Source organism: Pseudomonas sp. P4_C1, from assembly GCF_056402155.1.
Map to the genome: position 1 here is coordinate 22,741 of NZ_JBFUHY010000044.1, position 15,544 is coordinate 38,284.

Consider the following 15,544-nt stretch of genomic DNA (forward strand, 5'->3'; position numbering starts at 1 on the left):
CGAGGATTACGCGTCTACCCCTTCTATCCACGTAGCTCCAGGCCACTGTTTGTCGACGACCAACTGTCGCGCCACATCGACGATGACCAACCGCGTTGCCAGCGCCGCCGGAGAGAGTTCGTCGTCAGCCAGCGTCGCCAGAAGATTACGCCGGCCCACATGGGGATCGGCAATCCTGATCAGTGAAAGCCCGGACCCGTCTTTCAATGCAGCGGCCGCCCCCGGTTGTATTGTCGCCGCATGACCGGCCCGAACGGCGTTCATCAAAACAGCGAGACCGTCGACTTCCATAATGACATTGGGTGTCAGCCCGACCCGCTCGAACGCGCTCATCAATGCCGAGCGCAATCCATGTTGTGCGCTGGGCATCACCAGCGGCAGGCCGCCAAGGTCGGCTAACTGCACGCTGTCACCAGAAGGCGCTTGAGGCAGGCTGGGCGAGGCAATGACAAACAGCTTTTCATCCAGCAGCGGAGTCACGCTCCAGCGTTTACCCCCTTCGAGCTGGAACAGGATGGCCAGGTCAATTTGCCGTGCGTTGAGCTGCGCCGCCAAGTGGCCGGAAAGCATTTCCACCAAATGCAGTTGTATGTCCGGATAACGCGCACGCATTGCGTTGATCAACGGCAACGCAAGCACCGTCGCGGTAGTCGGTGGTAAGCCGACGCTGACATAACCGCTCATTCGCCCGCGATGGGCGGCCATGATTGCGTTTTCCGCCTGGCGTAGCGTCAATTGGGCATGGTGTAAAAACGCAAGTCCGGCGCTAGTGGGCGTCACGCCGGTAGAGGTTCGATTCAGGAGGCGGGTGCACAGTTCGCTTTCCAGCTTGGAGATTTGCTGACTGAGGGCTGACACACCAACGTCCAGTTCAAGTGCCGCACGCCCCAGGCTGCCAAGCTCGATGATTTTTACGAAATAGCGCAGTTGTCTCAATTCCAATGTGGCTGCTCCCCCGCGAATTTGTTATTCAAATACCTGAACGATTGCCATGCAAGTTACGAAGCCCGAAGAGGCAGCATTGTCGCAGGTTTGGGTTGACCGTTGAGCGCTTGCGCTTTGTCGAGGACTGGTAGCGGTTGACCCGAAGCTGTCATCGAGACTGTGGCCACTGATCCTGTACTTCATACCAGGGCGCCTTGGACGTCACTTCTACATGTTGCTGCTTGTCGGTAGTAAAGGTTGTGTCTAGCGAACCCAGCGCTATAGATATCCAGTCTGCGTATCCACCCCGGCTTTGCGACCAGAACAGCGACGACCCGCACTGGCCGCAGAACTGACGAAGCACTGATTCGCAAGAGCGGTAAGTCGGGATGCACTCCGCGCCCTGGATGATATGCAGGTCAGTTCGCAGCACGCTGCCATAGCTGGCAAACGCTGCCCCATGACTTTTACGGCATTGGTTGCAATGGCAATGTGAAAGCGCTTTGGGGCGTGATTTGATTTCGTACCTGACGGCGCCGCAGAGGCAGCTGCCTTGGAAAGTGCCGGTCATTTTTTGAGGTGGCCAGGTAACTAAACGGGCCAATTCAAACGTTGGCACGAGGAGTGTCGAATGACTGCTCCTGGCCGATTTCCGCCTGTGGGCAGGGGTTGTAAACGACCCATACTGGCCTGTAGCCGGTAGGTATTCACCCAGCGAACAGTTAAGGGATATTTGGAGATAATTATGGCGTAGCATGGCTACATGATGATCAGCTTCCGATTTTATCGGGAATGGCAGTCGGGCCACTGAAAAGGGATAACTTTTGGCTACCACATCACCTGCTCACACTCTGCGTGCACTGTCCGATCTTGATTACTATGACAGCAGGTCGGCTCCGCTCCCGGTTGAAATCACCACTCTTGACGCTTGGAACATCATGACAGCCGAACCGGGACTGTTCATGCGGCTAGCGTTCCGAACCAGGGACGCGATTTCCTCGTTATTCGGCGTGAAGCGGATCGGCGGGTTCTCCGGCGCTAGGCGAGAGACAGTAAACGCTGGCGAACAGCTGGATTTCTTTCTGGTGGAGCATAGTGCCCCCGACATGCTGGTTCTGACCGAACGTGACCGGCACTTGGATGTCATGATTTGCCTTTCGATAACAGATCGTGTGTTCACGATCACATCATCTGTCGTAACGCATAACGTCTTTGGGCGCATCTACATGTTGCCGGTAGGTCTAGCCCATAAGCTGATCGTCAATAGTGATCTCAGGCGACTGAAACGAAAGCTTGAAGGGAAGTAGATTTTGGTTGTTTCAGCTTGATCCCAGTGACCGTTCCTGGCCGATTGTGTTGAAAAAGTCGGATTTTCAGCTCGCCTGAACTCAGACACGACCACCACCGGAGAACCTACTCACCACATTGAGTGGTTTCTCGGCCCTTCGTTGACCTTTGCTGCTCGGTTATTGGGTTGAAATCGGCGAGGTAGTGGCGCAAATCGCTCAATAACGTTACGAAGCCGCAAGTAAACGGTGACTTCTTCAAAATCGTCCTGCCCCACCGAAAACGCATAGTGGGTGTAATCAGGCTGTTTTTCCGCCACGCGACTCTCATCGAGAGACAGACAAAGCCAGAGGTCACCGAGGGAAAGATAAGCTCCCGTCTCCCAGCGGGCAGCCAATCTAAAGCCGGGTAGAGCCACATAAAACTCGATACTGCGAGAGAGATTCACAACCGCCAACGTAAAATGACTCAAGCCAGTCAACATGAGCATCTATCCAGAACCAGTCCACGAGAACGCTTGAGGATAACAATTTCGACTTTTTCAACACAATCGGCCGAGAGCCGTCTCTGGCCACGTGCAGAAACCACTCAGAAGTGAACGCTTGGCGCTGGTACCTACTGCCAGATTCGACCCAAGACGTCCTGAGGTATCAGACATAAAACCCTAGGCTCACCTCACAGCCGCAGCCGTAAGGTTTCAAACAGCGCGCGGTCTTCCTTTTTGGCCGAGCGCGCATGGTGTCGAATGACCTGCAACAGGCATTCGGTGAAGCAGACCGCCGGATTACTCAGTGAGCCATTGCGGCGCGTCACGATGCTCAGTTGTCGGGGCTCGAACTGCTCGGTCAGCCCCAGGGATACCACACGCCCTAGAAATGGCGGGGCTGTGCTCACGATGGACGGCCCCCAGGTGCACATGTCGGCCCGCTCGACCATCATCTGCAAAATGGCCAGTGAATGAGCACGCACGATTCGATTCTCATCAATCTGCGCGCCGTGTTTCCAGAACAGTTCCTGCATCAGCCCATCGTGCCCGTCCGGCGCGTAGTTCAGGGTCCAGTTTTCTTCCAGTAACTCGTGGATCGATCGCGCATGCTGTCGTGCGTGACCCTCGCGGACCAGCACCGAGGTCTGGTAATCGAGCAAGGTTTCACAGGCGAATTCCTGGCTCGATTGTGTGGGATGGAGTTGGCCAATCGCGAAGTCCATGCTGCCGTCGCGAAGCAGCGGTTGGGCAACGGCCATCAGGCTTTCGAACAGTTCCAGCTTGATGTGTGGCATACGTTCGCGAAAAGCCAGCACGACTTCCGGCAGGAAGGTCAGGGCGACCCATGGGGTGATCCCGACGCAGAGCCGGCCTTGAGCCTTCCCACGCATGTGATCAAGCTCGGTCTGTGCGTGCTCCAGTTGCTTGATCACCAGCCGGGCGTGAGTCAGCAGCACTTTGCCGTATTCGGTGAAGTTCAGACCGCTGGCGGTTCGGGTAAACAGCGGTAGCTGTTGGCTGGTTTCCAACTCGCGCAGCGCTTTGGTCACAGCGGCCTGGGAAATCTCCAGCGAACGCGCGGCCGCGCGGATACTGCCGGTTTCGGCGCTGGCAATCAGCGCCTGTAATTGATGCAGTTTCATCTGCTCACCCTGGTGACAACTTATGGTTGTCATCATAACCAAACTGCGCCTCCCCAGCCCAGCGCCCGTTCCTTAAGATCGACCCCAACAGCGCTTTCGCTTCCGCACAGCCCCTGTCGAAGGAGAACACCCATGAATGCCGGCCTGGTCCTGCCTGGTATTGCCGCGATGCAAGATGAAATGATTGCGATACGTCACAGCATTCACGCGCACCCTGAACTGGGTTTTGAAGAATTCGCTACCAGTGAGCTGGTGGCAGCGTGTTTGACTCAGTGGGGCTTTGAGGTCAGCACCGGGGTGGGCAAGACCGGGGTCGTTGCCACCCTGAAAAATGGCGAGGGTCGGTCCATTGGCTTGCGCGCTGACATGGATGCGTTGCCGATACAGGAAACCTCCGGTTTGCCCTATGCCAGCCGGATCGACGGAGTCATGCATGCCTGCGGTCACGACGGTCATACAGCAGTCCTGCTGGCAGCCGGCCGGTATCTGGCCCGGACACGGGCATTCAACGGCACCGTGCACCTGATTTTCCAACCTGCGGAAGAAGGGCTGGGCGGTGCCAGGAAAATGCTGGAGGAGGGGCTGCTCGAACGGTTTCCGTGTGACGCGATCTTCGCCATGCATAACGTGCCGGGTTATCCCGTCGGGCATTTGGGTTTTTACAGCGGACCGTTCATGGCGTCTGCCGACACGGTTAACATCAAAATCATCGGCAATGGTGGCCATGGCGCGGTGCCGCACAAAGCCGTCGACCCGGTGGTGGTCGGTGCCTCGATCGTGATGGCCCTGCAAAGCATCGTCTCGCGCAACGTTAACCCGCAGGAGATGGCGATTATCACGGTGGGCTCCCTGCATGCCGGGAGCGCCTCGAATGTCATCCCGTCCAGCGCGGACCTGAGCTTGAGCGTACGCGCACTGACCCCGGAGATTCGCCACTTGCTGGAGGTCAGAATCACTGAGTTGGTCAAGGGCCAGGCCGAGAGTTTTGGCGCCCGGGTCCACATCGATTACCAGCATTGCCATCCGGTGTTGATCAATGATCCCGAACAGACAGCATTTGCTCATGAAGTCGCCCGCGACTGGCTGGGAGATGAACACCTGATCGATGACTTGCGGCCGTTCACGGCCAGTGAGGACTTTGCTTTTGTCCTGGAAAAATGCCCCGGCAGCTATCTGGTGATCGGCAACGGTGAGGGAGAAGGCGGGTGCCTGCTGCACAACCCCGGCTATGACTTCAATGACGACTGCCTGCCGGTGGGCGCGAGCTATTGGGTCAAGTTGGTCGAACGTTTTCTGTGTTGAGACGGCGCATTTTCGCCCGTTGTGCCGGTAAAAAATCTGCGGCCTGAAGAGGAATAAAAATGAACAAGATGATTGCAGCCGTTTCCCTGGTGTTCCTGACGGCCTCGAGCCTGGCGGGGGCGGCCGACTGGTCTGGCAAAGTGTTGAGGCTGGGGGTGGACCCGACGTATCCACCGCTGGAATACAAGAACCAGGATGGCACGCTGACCGGATTCGGGGTCGACATCGCCGAGGCGTTGTGCGCCGAACTGAAAGCCCGATGTGTCTGGGTGGAAAGCAGTTGGGACGGGATGATCCCGGCACTGCTGGCGCGCAAGTTCGATGCGGTGGCGTCTTCGATGACCATCACACCCAAACGCCTGGAGCAGATTGCGTTTACCGACAAAGTGTCCAATGCACCGGCACGGTTAGTGGCCAAACGTGGATCGGGATTACAGCCGACCCTCGAATCGCTCAAGGGCAAGCGCATTGGTGTGGAGCAGGGCTCTACCCAGGAGTCCTATGCCAAAGCGGTTTGGGGTTCCAAAGGCGTGGACGTTCTTTCCTATCAAAATCAGGACCAGGTGTACGCCGACCTGGTAGTGGGGCGACTTGATGCCTCGTTGCAGGGTTCCATTCAAGCCAGTTACGGCTTCTTGAAAACTGCGGCGGGTAAGGACTATGAATTTGCCGGTGCCACTCTGGATGCCCCGGACTTCTTCGGTGTCGGTGATGGCCTTGGTTTGCGCAAGGGCGATGTCGCGTTGCGTGAAGACTTGAACAAAGCCCTGGCAACCATTCTCGCCAACGGTACTTACGCGCGGATCAACGACAAGTACTTCGATTTTGACGTCTACGGCGCCAAGTAACGCGTCGTCGTCAGCTTGAACAGGGCGCTCGTTCGAGCGCTCTACCCCGGGCGGTTACGGAGCCTGCGCAGCTGATTGTCGATGGTGTTTCAGCACTTCAATTTGTGGAGCCACATGACTGTGCCGGAAAACATCATCGAGTGCCCGATGCGCGCGGCTATCGGTTCAGCAGCGGTGCCAGCAATGCACACATGCCGCGCCAGTGCGAACCTTCCCAGTAAACCCGTTGGCAGGCGTCGCAGCGCAGGAAGTGCGAATAGAGGACGCCAATGCGTGGCGGTACCAGCGGCCGAGCCAGTTCCGGGCTGATCTCGTGCAGCGGCAGGTTGCAATGAAGGCACAGGCTGAACGGCCGCGCGCTACGCGCCAGGTCGAGGCGCTCGTACAATTCGCGCAGCTGCAGCGACGGTTTCAGGGCATGCACGTAACAGCCGTGGCTGATGATCCGCCGCTTGAGCAGTTCGCGGTCACGGGTTAGCACGATGCGTCCTTGCTGCGCAGCGATCTCGGCGATCTCGCCATCCTCGAAACCATTGTCGTAGAGCGTGTCGAAGCCACTCATGCGCAGCAGGCTGGCCAGCCCGCCAAGGTGCGCATCAGCGACGAAGCGCAGTACCCGTAAAGGTTGCGCACGAACCTTGAGCAGCGGGCTGATGTCCAGCGCTTCGAACTTGGGATACACCGCCAGCCGGTCACTGTCGAGGATCACCCGCTCCAGGCCCGCCGACTCGCCGTTGAGCAGCACCAGCTCGACCTCGGTGTGCGGTACTCCGAGCGCCTCGATCATGTGCTTGACCGTCGCCCCTTGCGCGCACTCGCAGGTGAAGGATTGCCGCCGCCGTTCGGCCGGCAGGAAATCGTTGAGCTCCTCATAGAAGCGGAAAGTTGCACTGGTCATGTTGAACAGTATGGCAGGGCTGCGGGATGTGCGAGTCTGGTCCGGACATCATCCCTCTCGCTTGGGAGAGCCAAATCTTTTCTTGTGGGTAAAGTCCAGGTAACGAGCAGCACAGTGACAGCACCGGACAAGGCAATTACAATTTGATTAACATCTAGCGACTTGAGCGATTGAATACCCCATGGAAAGCAAGACTGCGCGCCTCACTGTGCTCATTGATCCCGTCAAGAAAAAAGCGTTCGAGGAACTCTGTGCAGCACAAGACCTGACGCCTTCGCAGGTTGTCCGTCAACTGATTCGTGACTACCTGGACACCCACGGTGCCAGCTATTCGACCAAGAGTAAGCATGCCGCCAGCACCAAGTCATGACCTGACACGGGCGGTAAGCCTCTAGAGGGTCGGCGGACCCTCTGCAATACTGACCGCTTTAGCCAGCGCGGTGTTGAAGTCGGCGTGGTAATGCTCCGTGCCGATTTCTTGCAAGATACCTACCCTATCGAGCTTGTTGAGCACCTTCGTGTTCGCTTCGCAGAGTTTCACCACGATATTGCGCTCGTGCAGTTGCTGAATGACCTCCTCCAGCACCTGCAAGCCAGTGATGTCCATAAACGGTACACGCTTCAAGCGAATAATCAGCAGACGTGGATCGGTATGGGTCTGTGCCAACACACGCTCGAAGGTCTCAGCCGCGCCAAAGAACAATGGCCCTTCAATCGTATAAATCAATGTCCCTGGCGGCAGGCGAGTGTGCCCATTGGCCCTCAGCTCTTCTTCAAGCTCGTGCTCGACGACCTGTTGCACCTCCACAGATGAGGCCATGCGACGCATGAAGTGCAGCATGGCAAGAATGACGCCGATATTCACGGCGATCACCAGGTCGCTGAACACGGTGAGGCTGAAGGTGATGAGCAGGATAGCTACGTCTGCGCGTGGAGCCCGTTGGACCATGCGCTTGAAGTGCTTCAACTCGCTCATGTTGTACGCGACCACGAAAAGAATGGCGGCCAGGGCGCACAGCGGGATGTTTGAGGCCAGAGGTGCCAGAAACAGAATAATAAGCACCAACGTGACCGCGTGCGTAATGCCGGCCAGCGGGCTCGTGCCGCCGTTACGGATATTGGTTGCAGTACGGGCAATGGCTCCGGTCGCTGCGAAACCGCCAAACAATGGCGTGACCAGATTAGCCACTCCCTGACCGATCAGTTCCTGATTGGAGTCGTGCTTGGTGCCCGCCATGCCATCGGCCACCATTGCGGACAGCAGTGATTCGATTGCTCCAAGCATGGCAATAGTGAACGCCGGACCAATCAAATCGATGACACGAGACAGCGTGATTTCAGGCAGGCTTAACGCTGGAAGACCTTGAGGTATGCCACCGAATGCACTGCCAATCGTGGCGACCCCCTCGAAATGAAAGGTTGACTGTATCGCTGTAGCGACTGCCATTGCGATTAGCGGGCCAGGTACCCGTTTGAGTCCGGGAATTCTGGACGCGGTGATGACCAGGAAAAGGCTAATCGCCGCCAGCAGGGTTGTGGCGATATGAAGATCCGGCAGCGCCTGGAGCAGATGCCAGAGCTTTTCATGGAAATGCTCTCCACTGATCGTCGGTAAACCGAAAAAGTCTTTCCACTGTCCGACCCAGATGATCACGCCGATGCCCGCAGTGAATCCGACTATCACCGGGTCAGGGATAAACTTGATGATTGCACCGAGGCGGGCCATCCCCAGCAATAACAACATGGCCCCCGCCATCATCGTGGCGATTTGCAAGCCGTCAACACCATGTTTGGCCGTGACTCCCGCCAGAATCACGATGAACGCACCTGTCGGCCCGGCAATCTGCAAGCGGCTTCCCCCAAAGAGCGAAACCAGCAGGCCACCGATGATTGCGGTGTAGATGCCTTGCTCAGGTTTGACGCCAGATGCAATGGCAAACGCCATAGCCAGAGGGAGCGCCACGACCCCGACGATCACGCCAGACACCACATTGCGCAGCCAATGCTCTCGCCCCAACAACCCCGCCTTCCATGCCTCACCTATCGCAATCATGGCTAGCTCCTCAGTGGATGCATGTGCATAATATTAACATACAGTGATAATTGAAATGCCCTTGATCCACCGCTTCGTGCGGCTGGAGATGTTTATCGTGAAAGTTCAGATGGAACTGGGCGGGCATGCACTGCAAATAGAGAATTTTGAGAACGCGCGTAGCGTGGTGACTGACATGAATCGTAAAGCTGTGAAAACCAAACATGCCGAAGGCGTGACCTTCGACACCCATGTGATCGCAAACCCGACCAACCCCAAGGAGTGGATTGTGTTTTTCAAGAAGGACGCGGGGAGAAGTTATTTCCTGGTTGATGACAACGAGGAAGTCGAGTCTTTCGGGCATCTGGATGACCTGATAGCCGAGCTTCGAGACCTGGGTCTCAAGACTGCTGAAATCCACTTTTAACCCTTGGGTCACACTCTACAGGCATGATCATGTCAGTGAGGGGCGAGTAACTACCCACTCAAAGCCAAGCTCCGGGCACCGCTCCTCAAGAACCTCGATTTTGCTTGACTGACTTCCTCAGTGCGTGAGGCAGTCAATCACCCAAGGCGCTACGCTCGCAGGCACGCTCCTTCAGGTACTGACAATTAGAGTAATAACAGATTTATTTTCCATGGCCTGAATACCCGCTTCTGGCCGATTTCTACTTGTCATCCAGGGTAGCAATCGACTGTGTATTCAACCTGTCGAGCTTCTGCTGCGCGTCATGTGTATGAGGGCCGATCGGCCGTTTCCCAAAGAAGGTCGCTCCTCAATGGCATAAGGCACAAACCCAAGCTTGGGGTAGAGCAGCAGCCCTGCCGTGTTTTCGTTGAAGCAGGAAATCTGCACCTCGCGGGCGTCGTAACGCTCGAATGCCAAGCCGGTCATCGTCTCTACGATAAACGTCGCCACTCCTTCGCCCCGAGCGCTCGGCGAGACGATGACATTGCCGATACAGCAAACGCCATTGCGTTGCGCTCGATAGAAATTGGCAAACCCAACGACAGTCCCATTGATCTCCACGACGGTAGAGTCGAAGCGTTGGGAGATCGCGGTAATCAACTGCGTTTCCGTTAGCGGGAAGTGCGCCTTCGGAAACATGAAAAACAACTCTTGAGCGTTCTGAGGAAAGCCGCAGATCATTTTAACGTCGCTAGCCTTCACTGGCCTGTGGTTCAGTTTCATTGCTCGTCTCCAAGCTCCTTGAATCAGTACCTTGGCTGCTAGTTCAGGGGGCTGGAAAGCAATGGCATGTCCGCAACTGGCCGATCACGGCCTGACATGACTGACCGAAACCCACAACCCATGGCAGACAGTCCGGACACTAGAGTCAGGTGTCGGATTGATGAGCCGCCCAGTGTTTCATCTCTTCTGCAATGAAGTGGTTCACCAGGTCACTGTACATCTTCTCGATTGCATCCGGGCTCAGGCCCTCGGCCTCGGCCCACTCGCGTCGTGTCGCCAACATGGCCTTGAAACGCTCCGGAGCACGCACCGAAGTCGCTGAGGTCTTGTACTTCGAGGCCGCCAGTACATAGTGAAAACGCTTGCCCAACAGCTTGATAACAACCTGATCAAGGGCATCGATTTCGCGGCGGATATCCTCCATGCCTGCACACTCTTCGGGCTGCAACTGATTGATGACGTCCATGTAGTTGACTCCGTTTGCTGAAAGTTCGTGGGCCTTTGGAAGAAGTATCGGCGCGCTGTCTTCCGTGAGCGATACAGCTTGAATACCATAAAATCCGCTGCCTTATCGATTAACGTGGTTTAAAGAGTTCGCCGATCTGCCTTAGCCAAAAAACCACGCAGTGTGGTGAGCAGGTTCTCCGATGGTGGTCGTGCCTGAGTTCAGGCCAGCTGAAAATCCAAGGGGATGCTTTGGCGGCGCAACGCTCAATCGTCGCCAAACATTTGGGGATCCGGGAACGCAATCACAGACGGTCAAAATCCATCAATTTTTCGCCATCCGCTTGACAGCCCACTGACTCATCGACCGCTCAGGACTTCATTTTCACGACTCTGGAGTCCTGCCAGTCTTGCAACAGAGAATCCCAAGGGTTATTTCGCCTCTTCACATCCATGCGCTGATTTCCAAATACTCCTTGCCCACAAAATCGCGCATGGCGAAATTTTGATACTACACGTCGAGTTGGGGGGAGCGACGAAGCGCTGACGACGATTATTGTTTTCGCACAAAAGCAGGAAACAATAATCATGCTGCCGTTGATCAAAAGAATAGACAGTCACGTTCATTTTTATACATCGCAAGACCTGCGCCGAGTGGCCGGTTCGCTGCCCTATGCATTACCTGAGCCGCATCCGCTGACGGCTTATCTGGATACATTGATCGATGCCGGAATTGCTCCGACGCTCCTCAATAATGTCCATTTAAGTATTCTGCCGGATTCAGAAAACGTATTTGCTTCATTTGACGAACTCAAGCATCTCCAGGCGGCCAACCCTCTGCGCTATGGGGACGTCAAACTGGTGGGGACGATCAAGGCAGAACCTGCTTACGCCACACAAGAACGTCTCTCGCACCCGCAGGTGGTTGGCGCCCGGATCGTTTTGCACGATGCACGGCCGGAAACGGTTTCCGATACGCAATTCAGCGATGGGCAGTGGTCGGCGTTTTATGGCCGCTTGTTACCGCGCCAGCATCTGCACATTTACGCGAAAGAAGCCGAGACGAATCTGCGTGTATTGCGCCAGATCCCTCGCGATGTGCGGGTCATCATCGATCACCTGGGCACTTGTCACCGCGAGCGCGACATCACTGAGCCGGCTTACATCGCGCTACTTGCTGAGGCCAGAGAACGAGGCAATGTGTGGTTCAAGGGCCCTGGCTATCGCACTTGCGTCCATCCCGAGGAAACAGCTCGTTTCGTGACGCAAATTGTTTGCGCAGTCGGCGCGGACAAGATTCTCCTGGAAGCAACGGATGCACCTCATGTTGGAACTGACAACAAGGGAGTTCCGTATTCCAACCTCTTCAATCCGGGCAAGGCTTTCAACTTTGTCGATGCCGTTGCACTGCATGTTTCCAATGAAACCCGAATTCCTGTTGGCCAACTTCTGCGAGGAGCATCTGGCCAATTGGTAAGTTGATCTACGCCCACGCTCCCACTTCGAGATAACCAGCAATGACGAACATTACAACAAAAGACATCAACTTCACCGTCAAGTATGGCGATGAAATCCTGAGCCTCAAAGGCACGGTATTTCAGCCAGAACAACTCGACGCTGCGGCGCAAAAACTGCCACCGGTCATCTTCAACTCCGGCTTCACCGGCGGGGTCACGATGTACGGCCAGCTGTTCGGGCGCGCCCTGGCAGCCCTTGGTTATCGCGTCATGACCTACGATGTGGCAGGTTTTTTTTCCAACAAGCACATCCGTAACACCATCGAATCAGGTGACAAGGTCATCACCAACGTCATCCTCGAAGACCAGAAGGATGAAGTGCTCGGTGCCGTTGAATGGGCGCGCGAGAATTTCGGCGAGATGCCGGTGGTCGCGTCGTGGGCGATGGGGTCAGTGGCAAGCCTCGGTGCGGTGGCTGAGCTGGCTGCCGCCGGTGGTGAGCAGATCCGCTTCTGGGTGCCGATGAGCTACACCAACATCCGCAAACTGCAAGCCTTGCGCGCTGATCAGTCCGCGGCTGACGCTGCCATCGGGCAACTCGCGGATGACGCGCCGATCCCTCCGTTCGACACCGGCACTGATGCAACCCGTCTTGGTTATTACCCGCTGGATCCTGAAACCCAGGCCTATGTCGATCAGCAGTTGGGCGGCTACACCGAAGCGGGCGGCGCGGACCGTTGGCCGGGTTGCACCTACGTGACGGCAAAGTCCTACAAGTCCTATGTGGCGTATGACCCGGAGCGGTCCATTGAAGGTGCAAAAGGTTTCCCGCCAGCGCTGATCATCCACGGCGCCGACAACACCTTGCACATGCCGTCGGAGTCTGTGCGTCTGCACCAGAACTATCCGGGCGATGCCGGCCCGCACGCACTGATCATTTCGCACATGCAGCATGGCCAGCAGAATCAGGTCGACAGCCCTGTGTTCAAGTCGATGATCCAGAGCATCGACGAAGCCATCCGCGCGCGCGGCTGATCCGCTCGCCATTTTCCTGCGAGACTTCGGGCGCCGAAGTCTCGCAGCGATCTCCAGTATCGCGGCGTGTATCGCTCACGTCATTCTGATCTGTCGTTGCGCTTTGGCCGGGCGGGTTCGCGGTCTCAACGATCCAATCTGGCTGAATGTGTGCCCAACCCCTAACATGGCGTGTCCAAAGCCACTTCCCCGGTGTGGCCTGAGCTGTTCACTCGAACGGCTGGAACTACCATGAAAGGATCTGGCGATGACAGCCCCCAGTGAATCGGCGACGTCTGTGAACAGCGGCACAACCAAGCGAATCGGGCTGCTCATTCTTCCTCAGTTCTCCATGATGGCCCTGGCGGGAGCCAGCGAGCCTTTGCGCGCGGCCAACCGGCTGTCCGGCAAAACGCTTTATGAATGGACCCTGCTCACGGAGTCGGGCGGACCGGTCAGTTCCAGCAGCGGTATCGAAATCCAGACTGTGCCGGTTGATCAGGCGCCGGAGCTGGATCGCATTTTTGTCCTGGCGAGCCTGGACATCGAACATCAGAAACCACCAAAAATGCTGCGCTTCCTGCAGCGCGCAGCGTTCCGCGGGATTACCGTCGGCGCATTGAGCACCGGTACGTTCATCCTTGCACGCGCCGGCTTGCTGGAAGGCAAGCGCTGCACCTTGCACTGGGAGTCCATTGGCCAGTTTTCGGAAGAATTCCCCTCGATCGAAGTCACCAAGGAGCTTTACGTCAACCATGGCAACCGCTGGACGTGCGCCGGGGGGACGGCGGCCATCGATCTCATGCTGGCACAAATCGCGCTTGATTTCGGTAACCAGCTCGCGGCGAGCATCGCCGAGCAATTTCTGCATGCCAGGATAAGAGCGCCGGAAGAGCATCAGCGGATGTCGATTCAGTGGCGGTTCGGCATTCACGAWCGCAGGCTGACAGCCGCCATCGCCTTCATGGAGAACAATCTGGAGAACATCGTCGGCATCGAAGAGATCGCCGACCGTTGCAATCTGTCCCACCGTCAACTCGAACGGCTGTGGCATCAGCACTTCGGGATGACGCCGAAGAAGTTCTATCTGGAGCTCAGGCTGAACGAAGCACGCCGGTTGCTGCGTGAAAGCACCCAGCCCATTGCGTCCATTGCCTATAGCTGTGGGTTTGTCTCAGCGTCACATCTGGGGGCTGCTTACCGTCGTGTCTGGGGATGTACGCCTGGTGAAGAGCGGCGGAAATTTGATGATGCTCACTCCTGATTTCAGTTACTGAGCGCATGGGTCAACAAGCGCCAATCCCCTGAAAAGCCTCTGAACCAATCCTCTCTGTAAAATCCCATAGCTAGCTAATGACTCGCCCCGACAGGCGGTGCGCTCTGGCAAGCCTTGTCATTTGGCGATCCCGCATACTGCCGTCTGCAATCGACGCTGCACTTTGCATTGCGCATTGGTTGGCCGCGTGACGTCGTTTTTTTGATAGAAATCGTCGAACTCGAAGCTCAGAGTGCCTGCAGTAGCGCTGTAATGTTTCCTACAGATCCGGCGTTCAATTCCAGATGCACGGCCGATAAAAACAACAATGACGTACAGAAGGCATAACACATGGAAACCTTGAGTTTCATTCTGGAAAACGGCGGGTTGATCAGTCTGCTACTCGGGCAGCACCTGCTCATCGTGGCGGTAGCGGTGGGTTTGGCGATTCTGACCGGCGTGCCTGTCGGGATTGCGATCTCCCAGCACCCCAGAACGCGCCGCTGGGTCCTGGCCTTCGCCGCGGTCCTGATGACCATTCCTTCCGCCGCGCTGTTCGGGCTGATGATTCCGGCCCTGTCGCTGATCGGCTACGGGATCGGCGTCGTACCGGCGGTCATTGCGCTGTTCCTCTACTCCCAATTGCCCATCATCCGCAACACCACCACTGCGATCTCCAACATCGATCCGGCCTTGCGCGAAGCAGCGATCGGGATGGGCATGTCGACCGGGCAACGATTGCGCAAGGTTGAGCTGCCGATTGCGGTCCCGCTGATCATGGCGGGCGTGAGGATGGCGACCGTCATCAACATCGGCATCGCAGCCATCGCGGCCTACATCGGCGCCGGCGGCCTGGGCAGCCTCATCATTCGCGGCATCGCGCAATCGGATACCCGACAGCTGTTGGCCGGCGCGATCGTCATCAGTGTCATCGCCATTGCGGCCGATTACGCGTTGTACGGCTTGCAGCGCCTGCTGACGCCAAAAGGCCTGAACAAGAACAAAGTGGCCACCGGCCGAATGAAGGAAGCTACGACGTGATCCAGATCGAAAACCTCAACAAGCAATTCGGCTCAATCACTGCAGTAGAAGATGTCTCATTCAATGTTGAAGAGGGGCAGATCTGCGTACTGCTTGGGCCGTCGGGCTGTGGCAAGACCACGACGCTGAAAATGATCAACCGACTGATCACGCCTACCTCCGGCACGATCAGAATTGGAGGTCGCGATACGTCCGAACTGGACAGCGTCACCCTCAAACGC

General features: G+C 56.7%; 18 protein-coding genes and 1 pseudogene. 11 read left to right on the forward strand and 8 right to left on the reverse strand.

Annotation, left to right across the window (positions count from 1 at the left end; all coding sequences use genetic code 11):
• Window positions 1-6: 6 nt before the first annotated feature.
• Together AC1DU9_RS20285 and AC1DU9_RS20290 are read right to left on the reverse strand one after the other, a co-directional pair.
• Window positions 7-942 carry a LysR family transcriptional regulator gene (locus AC1DU9_RS20285; RefSeq protein ID WP_477810696.1) on the reverse strand — a complete coding sequence of 312 codons (936 nt, stop codon included), beginning with the start codon at window positions 940-942 and terminating at the stop codon, window positions 7-9.
• A gap of 151 nt (window positions 943-1,093) precedes the next feature.
• On the reverse strand, window positions 1,094-1,495 hold the full coding sequence (locus AC1DU9_RS20290) for a GFA family protein (protein ID WP_477810697.1): 402 nt from the start codon (window positions 1,493-1,495) through the stop codon (window positions 1,094-1,096).
• A gap of 253 nt (window positions 1,496-1,748) precedes the next feature.
• On the opposite strand from AC1DU9_RS20290, the gene AC1DU9_RS20295 reads away from it, so the two are divergent.
• Complete coding sequence (locus AC1DU9_RS20295; RefSeq protein ID WP_477810698.1) at window positions 1,749-2,231, forward strand: DUF2867 domain-containing protein; 483 nt, start codon at window positions 1,749-1,751, stop codon at window positions 2,229-2,231.
• Window positions 2,232-2,341: 110 nt separating this feature from the next.
• Here AC1DU9_RS20295 and AC1DU9_RS20300 read toward each other — a convergent pair whose 3' ends face one another.
• Window positions 2,342-2,695 carry a VOC family protein gene (locus tag AC1DU9_RS20300; RefSeq protein WP_411740710.1) on the reverse strand — a complete coding sequence of 118 codons (354 nt, stop codon included), beginning with the start codon at window positions 2,693-2,695 and terminating at the stop codon, window positions 2,342-2,344.
• A 191-nt stretch (window positions 2,696-2,886) separates the two neighbouring features.
• Window positions 2,887-3,840, reverse strand: a complete 954-nt coding sequence (locus AC1DU9_RS20305; RefSeq protein WP_477810699.1) for a LysR substrate-binding domain-containing protein — start codon at window positions 3,838-3,840, stop codon at window positions 2,887-2,889.
• Between the two features lie 132 nt (window positions 3,841-3,972).
• Here AC1DU9_RS20305 and AC1DU9_RS20310 point away from each other — a divergent pair, with 132 nt between their 5' ends.
• The 3 genes and pseudogenes from AC1DU9_RS20310 to AC1DU9_RS20320 all read left to right on the forward strand — a co-directional run.
• Window positions 3,973-5,142, forward strand: coding sequence for a M20 aminoacylase family protein (locus tag AC1DU9_RS20310; RefSeq protein WP_477810700.1), 1,170 nt, complete (start codon window positions 3,973-3,975; stop codon window positions 5,140-5,142).
• Window positions 5,143-5,201: 59 nt separating this feature from the next.
• Window positions 5,202-5,990 carry an ABC transporter substrate-binding protein gene (locus AC1DU9_RS20315; protein ID WP_477810701.1) on the forward strand — a complete coding sequence of 263 codons (789 nt, stop codon included), beginning with the start codon at window positions 5,202-5,204 and terminating at the stop codon, window positions 5,988-5,990.
• A gap of 60 nt (window positions 5,991-6,050) precedes the next feature.
• Window positions 6,051-6,140 (forward strand): annotated as a pseudogene (locus AC1DU9_RS20320) (histidine/lysine/arginine/ornithine ABC transporter ATP-binding protein); the annotation flags it as partial.
• A 7-nt stretch (window positions 6,141-6,147) separates the two neighbouring features.
• On the opposite strand, the gene AC1DU9_RS20325 reads toward AC1DU9_RS20320, so the two are convergent.
• Window positions 6,148-6,888, reverse strand: a complete 741-nt coding sequence (locus AC1DU9_RS20325) for a Mut7-C ubiquitin/RNAse domain-containing protein (protein ID WP_223462601.1) — start codon at window positions 6,886-6,888, stop codon at window positions 6,148-6,150.
• A gap of 181 nt (window positions 6,889-7,069) precedes the next feature.
• Between AC1DU9_RS20325 and AC1DU9_RS20330 the strand changes: the two genes are divergently transcribed.
• On the forward strand, window positions 7,070-7,258 hold the full coding sequence (locus AC1DU9_RS20330) for a ribbon-helix-helix protein, CopG family (protein ID WP_150725560.1): 189 nt from the start codon (window positions 7,070-7,072) through the stop codon (window positions 7,256-7,258).
• Between the two features lie 21 nt (window positions 7,259-7,279).
• Here AC1DU9_RS20330 and AC1DU9_RS20335 read toward each other — a convergent pair whose 3' ends face one another.
• Complete coding sequence (locus tag AC1DU9_RS20335; RefSeq protein ID WP_223462600.1) at window positions 7,280-8,941, reverse strand: SulP family inorganic anion transporter; 1,662 nt, start codon at window positions 8,939-8,941, stop codon at window positions 7,280-7,282.
• A gap of 175 nt (window positions 8,942-9,116) precedes the next feature.
• On the opposite strand from AC1DU9_RS20335, the gene AC1DU9_RS20340 reads away from it, so the two are divergent.
• On the forward strand, window positions 9,117-9,347 hold the full coding sequence (locus AC1DU9_RS20340; protein WP_095144475.1) for a hypothetical protein: 231 nt from the start codon (window positions 9,117-9,119) through the stop codon (window positions 9,345-9,347).
• Between the two features lie 276 nt (window positions 9,348-9,623).
• Here the strand turns inward: AC1DU9_RS20340 and AC1DU9_RS20345 are convergent, their stop codons facing one another.
• Together AC1DU9_RS20345 and AC1DU9_RS20350 are read right to left on the reverse strand one after the other, a co-directional pair.
• Window positions 9,624-10,112 (reverse strand): GNAT family N-acetyltransferase, encoded by a 489-nt coding sequence (locus AC1DU9_RS20345; RefSeq protein ID WP_477810702.1) that lies wholly within the window; start codon window positions 10,110-10,112, stop codon window positions 9,624-9,626.
• A 145-nt stretch (window positions 10,113-10,257) separates the two neighbouring features.
• Window positions 10,258-10,578, reverse strand: coding sequence for an isochorismate lyase (locus AC1DU9_RS20350; protein ID WP_108219545.1), 321 nt, complete (start codon window positions 10,576-10,578; stop codon window positions 10,258-10,260).
• Window positions 10,579-11,144: 566 nt separating this feature from the next.
• Here AC1DU9_RS20350 and AC1DU9_RS20355 point away from each other — a divergent pair.
• The 5 genes from AC1DU9_RS20355 to AC1DU9_RS20375 form a co-directional block, all read left to right on the forward strand.
• Window positions 11,145-12,038 carry an amidohydrolase family protein gene (locus AC1DU9_RS20355; protein ID WP_223462598.1) on the forward strand — a complete coding sequence of 298 codons (894 nt, stop codon included), beginning with the start codon at window positions 11,145-11,147 and terminating at the stop codon, window positions 12,036-12,038.
• A gap of 35 nt (window positions 12,039-12,073) precedes the next feature.
• Complete coding sequence (locus tag AC1DU9_RS20360) at window positions 12,074-13,048, forward strand: alpha/beta fold hydrolase (protein ID WP_223462597.1); 975 nt, start codon at window positions 12,074-12,076, stop codon at window positions 13,046-13,048.
• A gap of 247 nt (window positions 13,049-13,295) precedes the next feature.
• Complete coding sequence (locus AC1DU9_RS20365) at window positions 13,296-14,291, forward strand: GlxA family transcriptional regulator (protein ID WP_477810703.1); 996 nt, start codon at window positions 13,296-13,298, stop codon at window positions 14,289-14,291.
• Between the two features lie 342 nt (window positions 14,292-14,633).
• Complete coding sequence (locus AC1DU9_RS20370) at window positions 14,634-15,323, forward strand: ABC transporter permease (protein ID WP_218433270.1); 690 nt, start codon at window positions 14,634-14,636, stop codon at window positions 15,321-15,323.
• Window positions 15,320-15,544 (forward strand): ATP-binding cassette domain-containing protein (locus AC1DU9_RS20375; RefSeq protein WP_477810704.1); only part of this gene is annotated, 225 nt, incomplete at its 3' end. The genes AC1DU9_RS20370 and AC1DU9_RS20375, both read left to right, overlap by 4 nt.

What these genes read in the sequence shown, in the direction of transcription:
- AC1DU9_RS20355 (WP_223462598.1), top strand. Translation starts at nt 11,145, where the DNA reads ATGCTGCCGTTGATCAAAAGAATAGACAGTCACGTTCATTTTTATACA.
- AC1DU9_RS20305 (WP_477810699.1), bottom strand. Translation starts at nt 3,840, where the DNA reads ATGAAACTGCATCAATTACAGGCGCTGATTGCCAGCGCCGAAACCGGC.
- AC1DU9_RS20325 (WP_223462601.1), bottom strand. Translation starts at nt 6,888, where the DNA reads ATGACCAGTGCAACTTTCCGCTTCTATGAGGAGCTCAACGATTTCCTG.
- AC1DU9_RS20310 (WP_477810700.1), top strand. Translation starts at nt 3,973, where the DNA reads ATGAATGCCGGCCTGGTCCTGCCTGGTATTGCCGCGATGCAAGATGAA.
- AC1DU9_RS20290 (WP_477810697.1), bottom strand. Translation starts at nt 1,495, where the DNA reads ATGACCGGCACTTTCCAAGGCAGCTGCCTCTGCGGCGCCGTCAGGTAC.
- AC1DU9_RS20335 (WP_223462600.1), bottom strand. Translation starts at nt 8,941, where the DNA reads ATGATTGCGATAGGTGAGGCATGGAAGGCGGGGTTGTTGGGGCGAGAG.
- AC1DU9_RS20345 (WP_477810702.1), bottom strand. Translation starts at nt 10,112, where the DNA reads ATGAAACTGAACCACAGGCCAGTGAAGGCTAGCGACGTTAAAATGATC.
- AC1DU9_RS20360 (WP_223462597.1), top strand. Translation starts at nt 12,074, where the DNA reads ATGACGAACATTACAACAAAAGACATCAACTTCACCGTCAAGTATGGC.
- AC1DU9_RS20315 (WP_477810701.1), top strand. Translation starts at nt 5,202, where the DNA reads ATGAACAAGATGATTGCAGCCGTTTCCCTGGTGTTCCTGACGGCCTCG.
- AC1DU9_RS20370 (WP_218433270.1), top strand. Translation starts at nt 14,634, where the DNA reads ATGGAAACCTTGAGTTTCATTCTGGAAAACGGCGGGTTGATCAGTCTG.
- AC1DU9_RS20300 (WP_411740710.1), bottom strand. Translation starts at nt 2,695, where the DNA reads ATGTTGACTGGCTTGAGTCATTTTACGTTGGCGGTTGTGAATCTCTCT.
- AC1DU9_RS20350 (WP_108219545.1), bottom strand. Translation starts at nt 10,578, where the DNA reads ATGGACGTCATCAATCAGTTGCAGCCCGAAGAGTGTGCAGGCATGGAG.
- AC1DU9_RS20330 (WP_150725560.1), top strand. Translation starts at nt 7,070, where the DNA reads ATGGAAAGCAAGACTGCGCGCCTCACTGTGCTCATTGATCCCGTCAAG.
- AC1DU9_RS20340 (WP_095144475.1), top strand. Translation starts at nt 9,117, where the DNA reads ATGAATCGTAAAGCTGTGAAAACCAAACATGCCGAAGGCGTGACCTTC.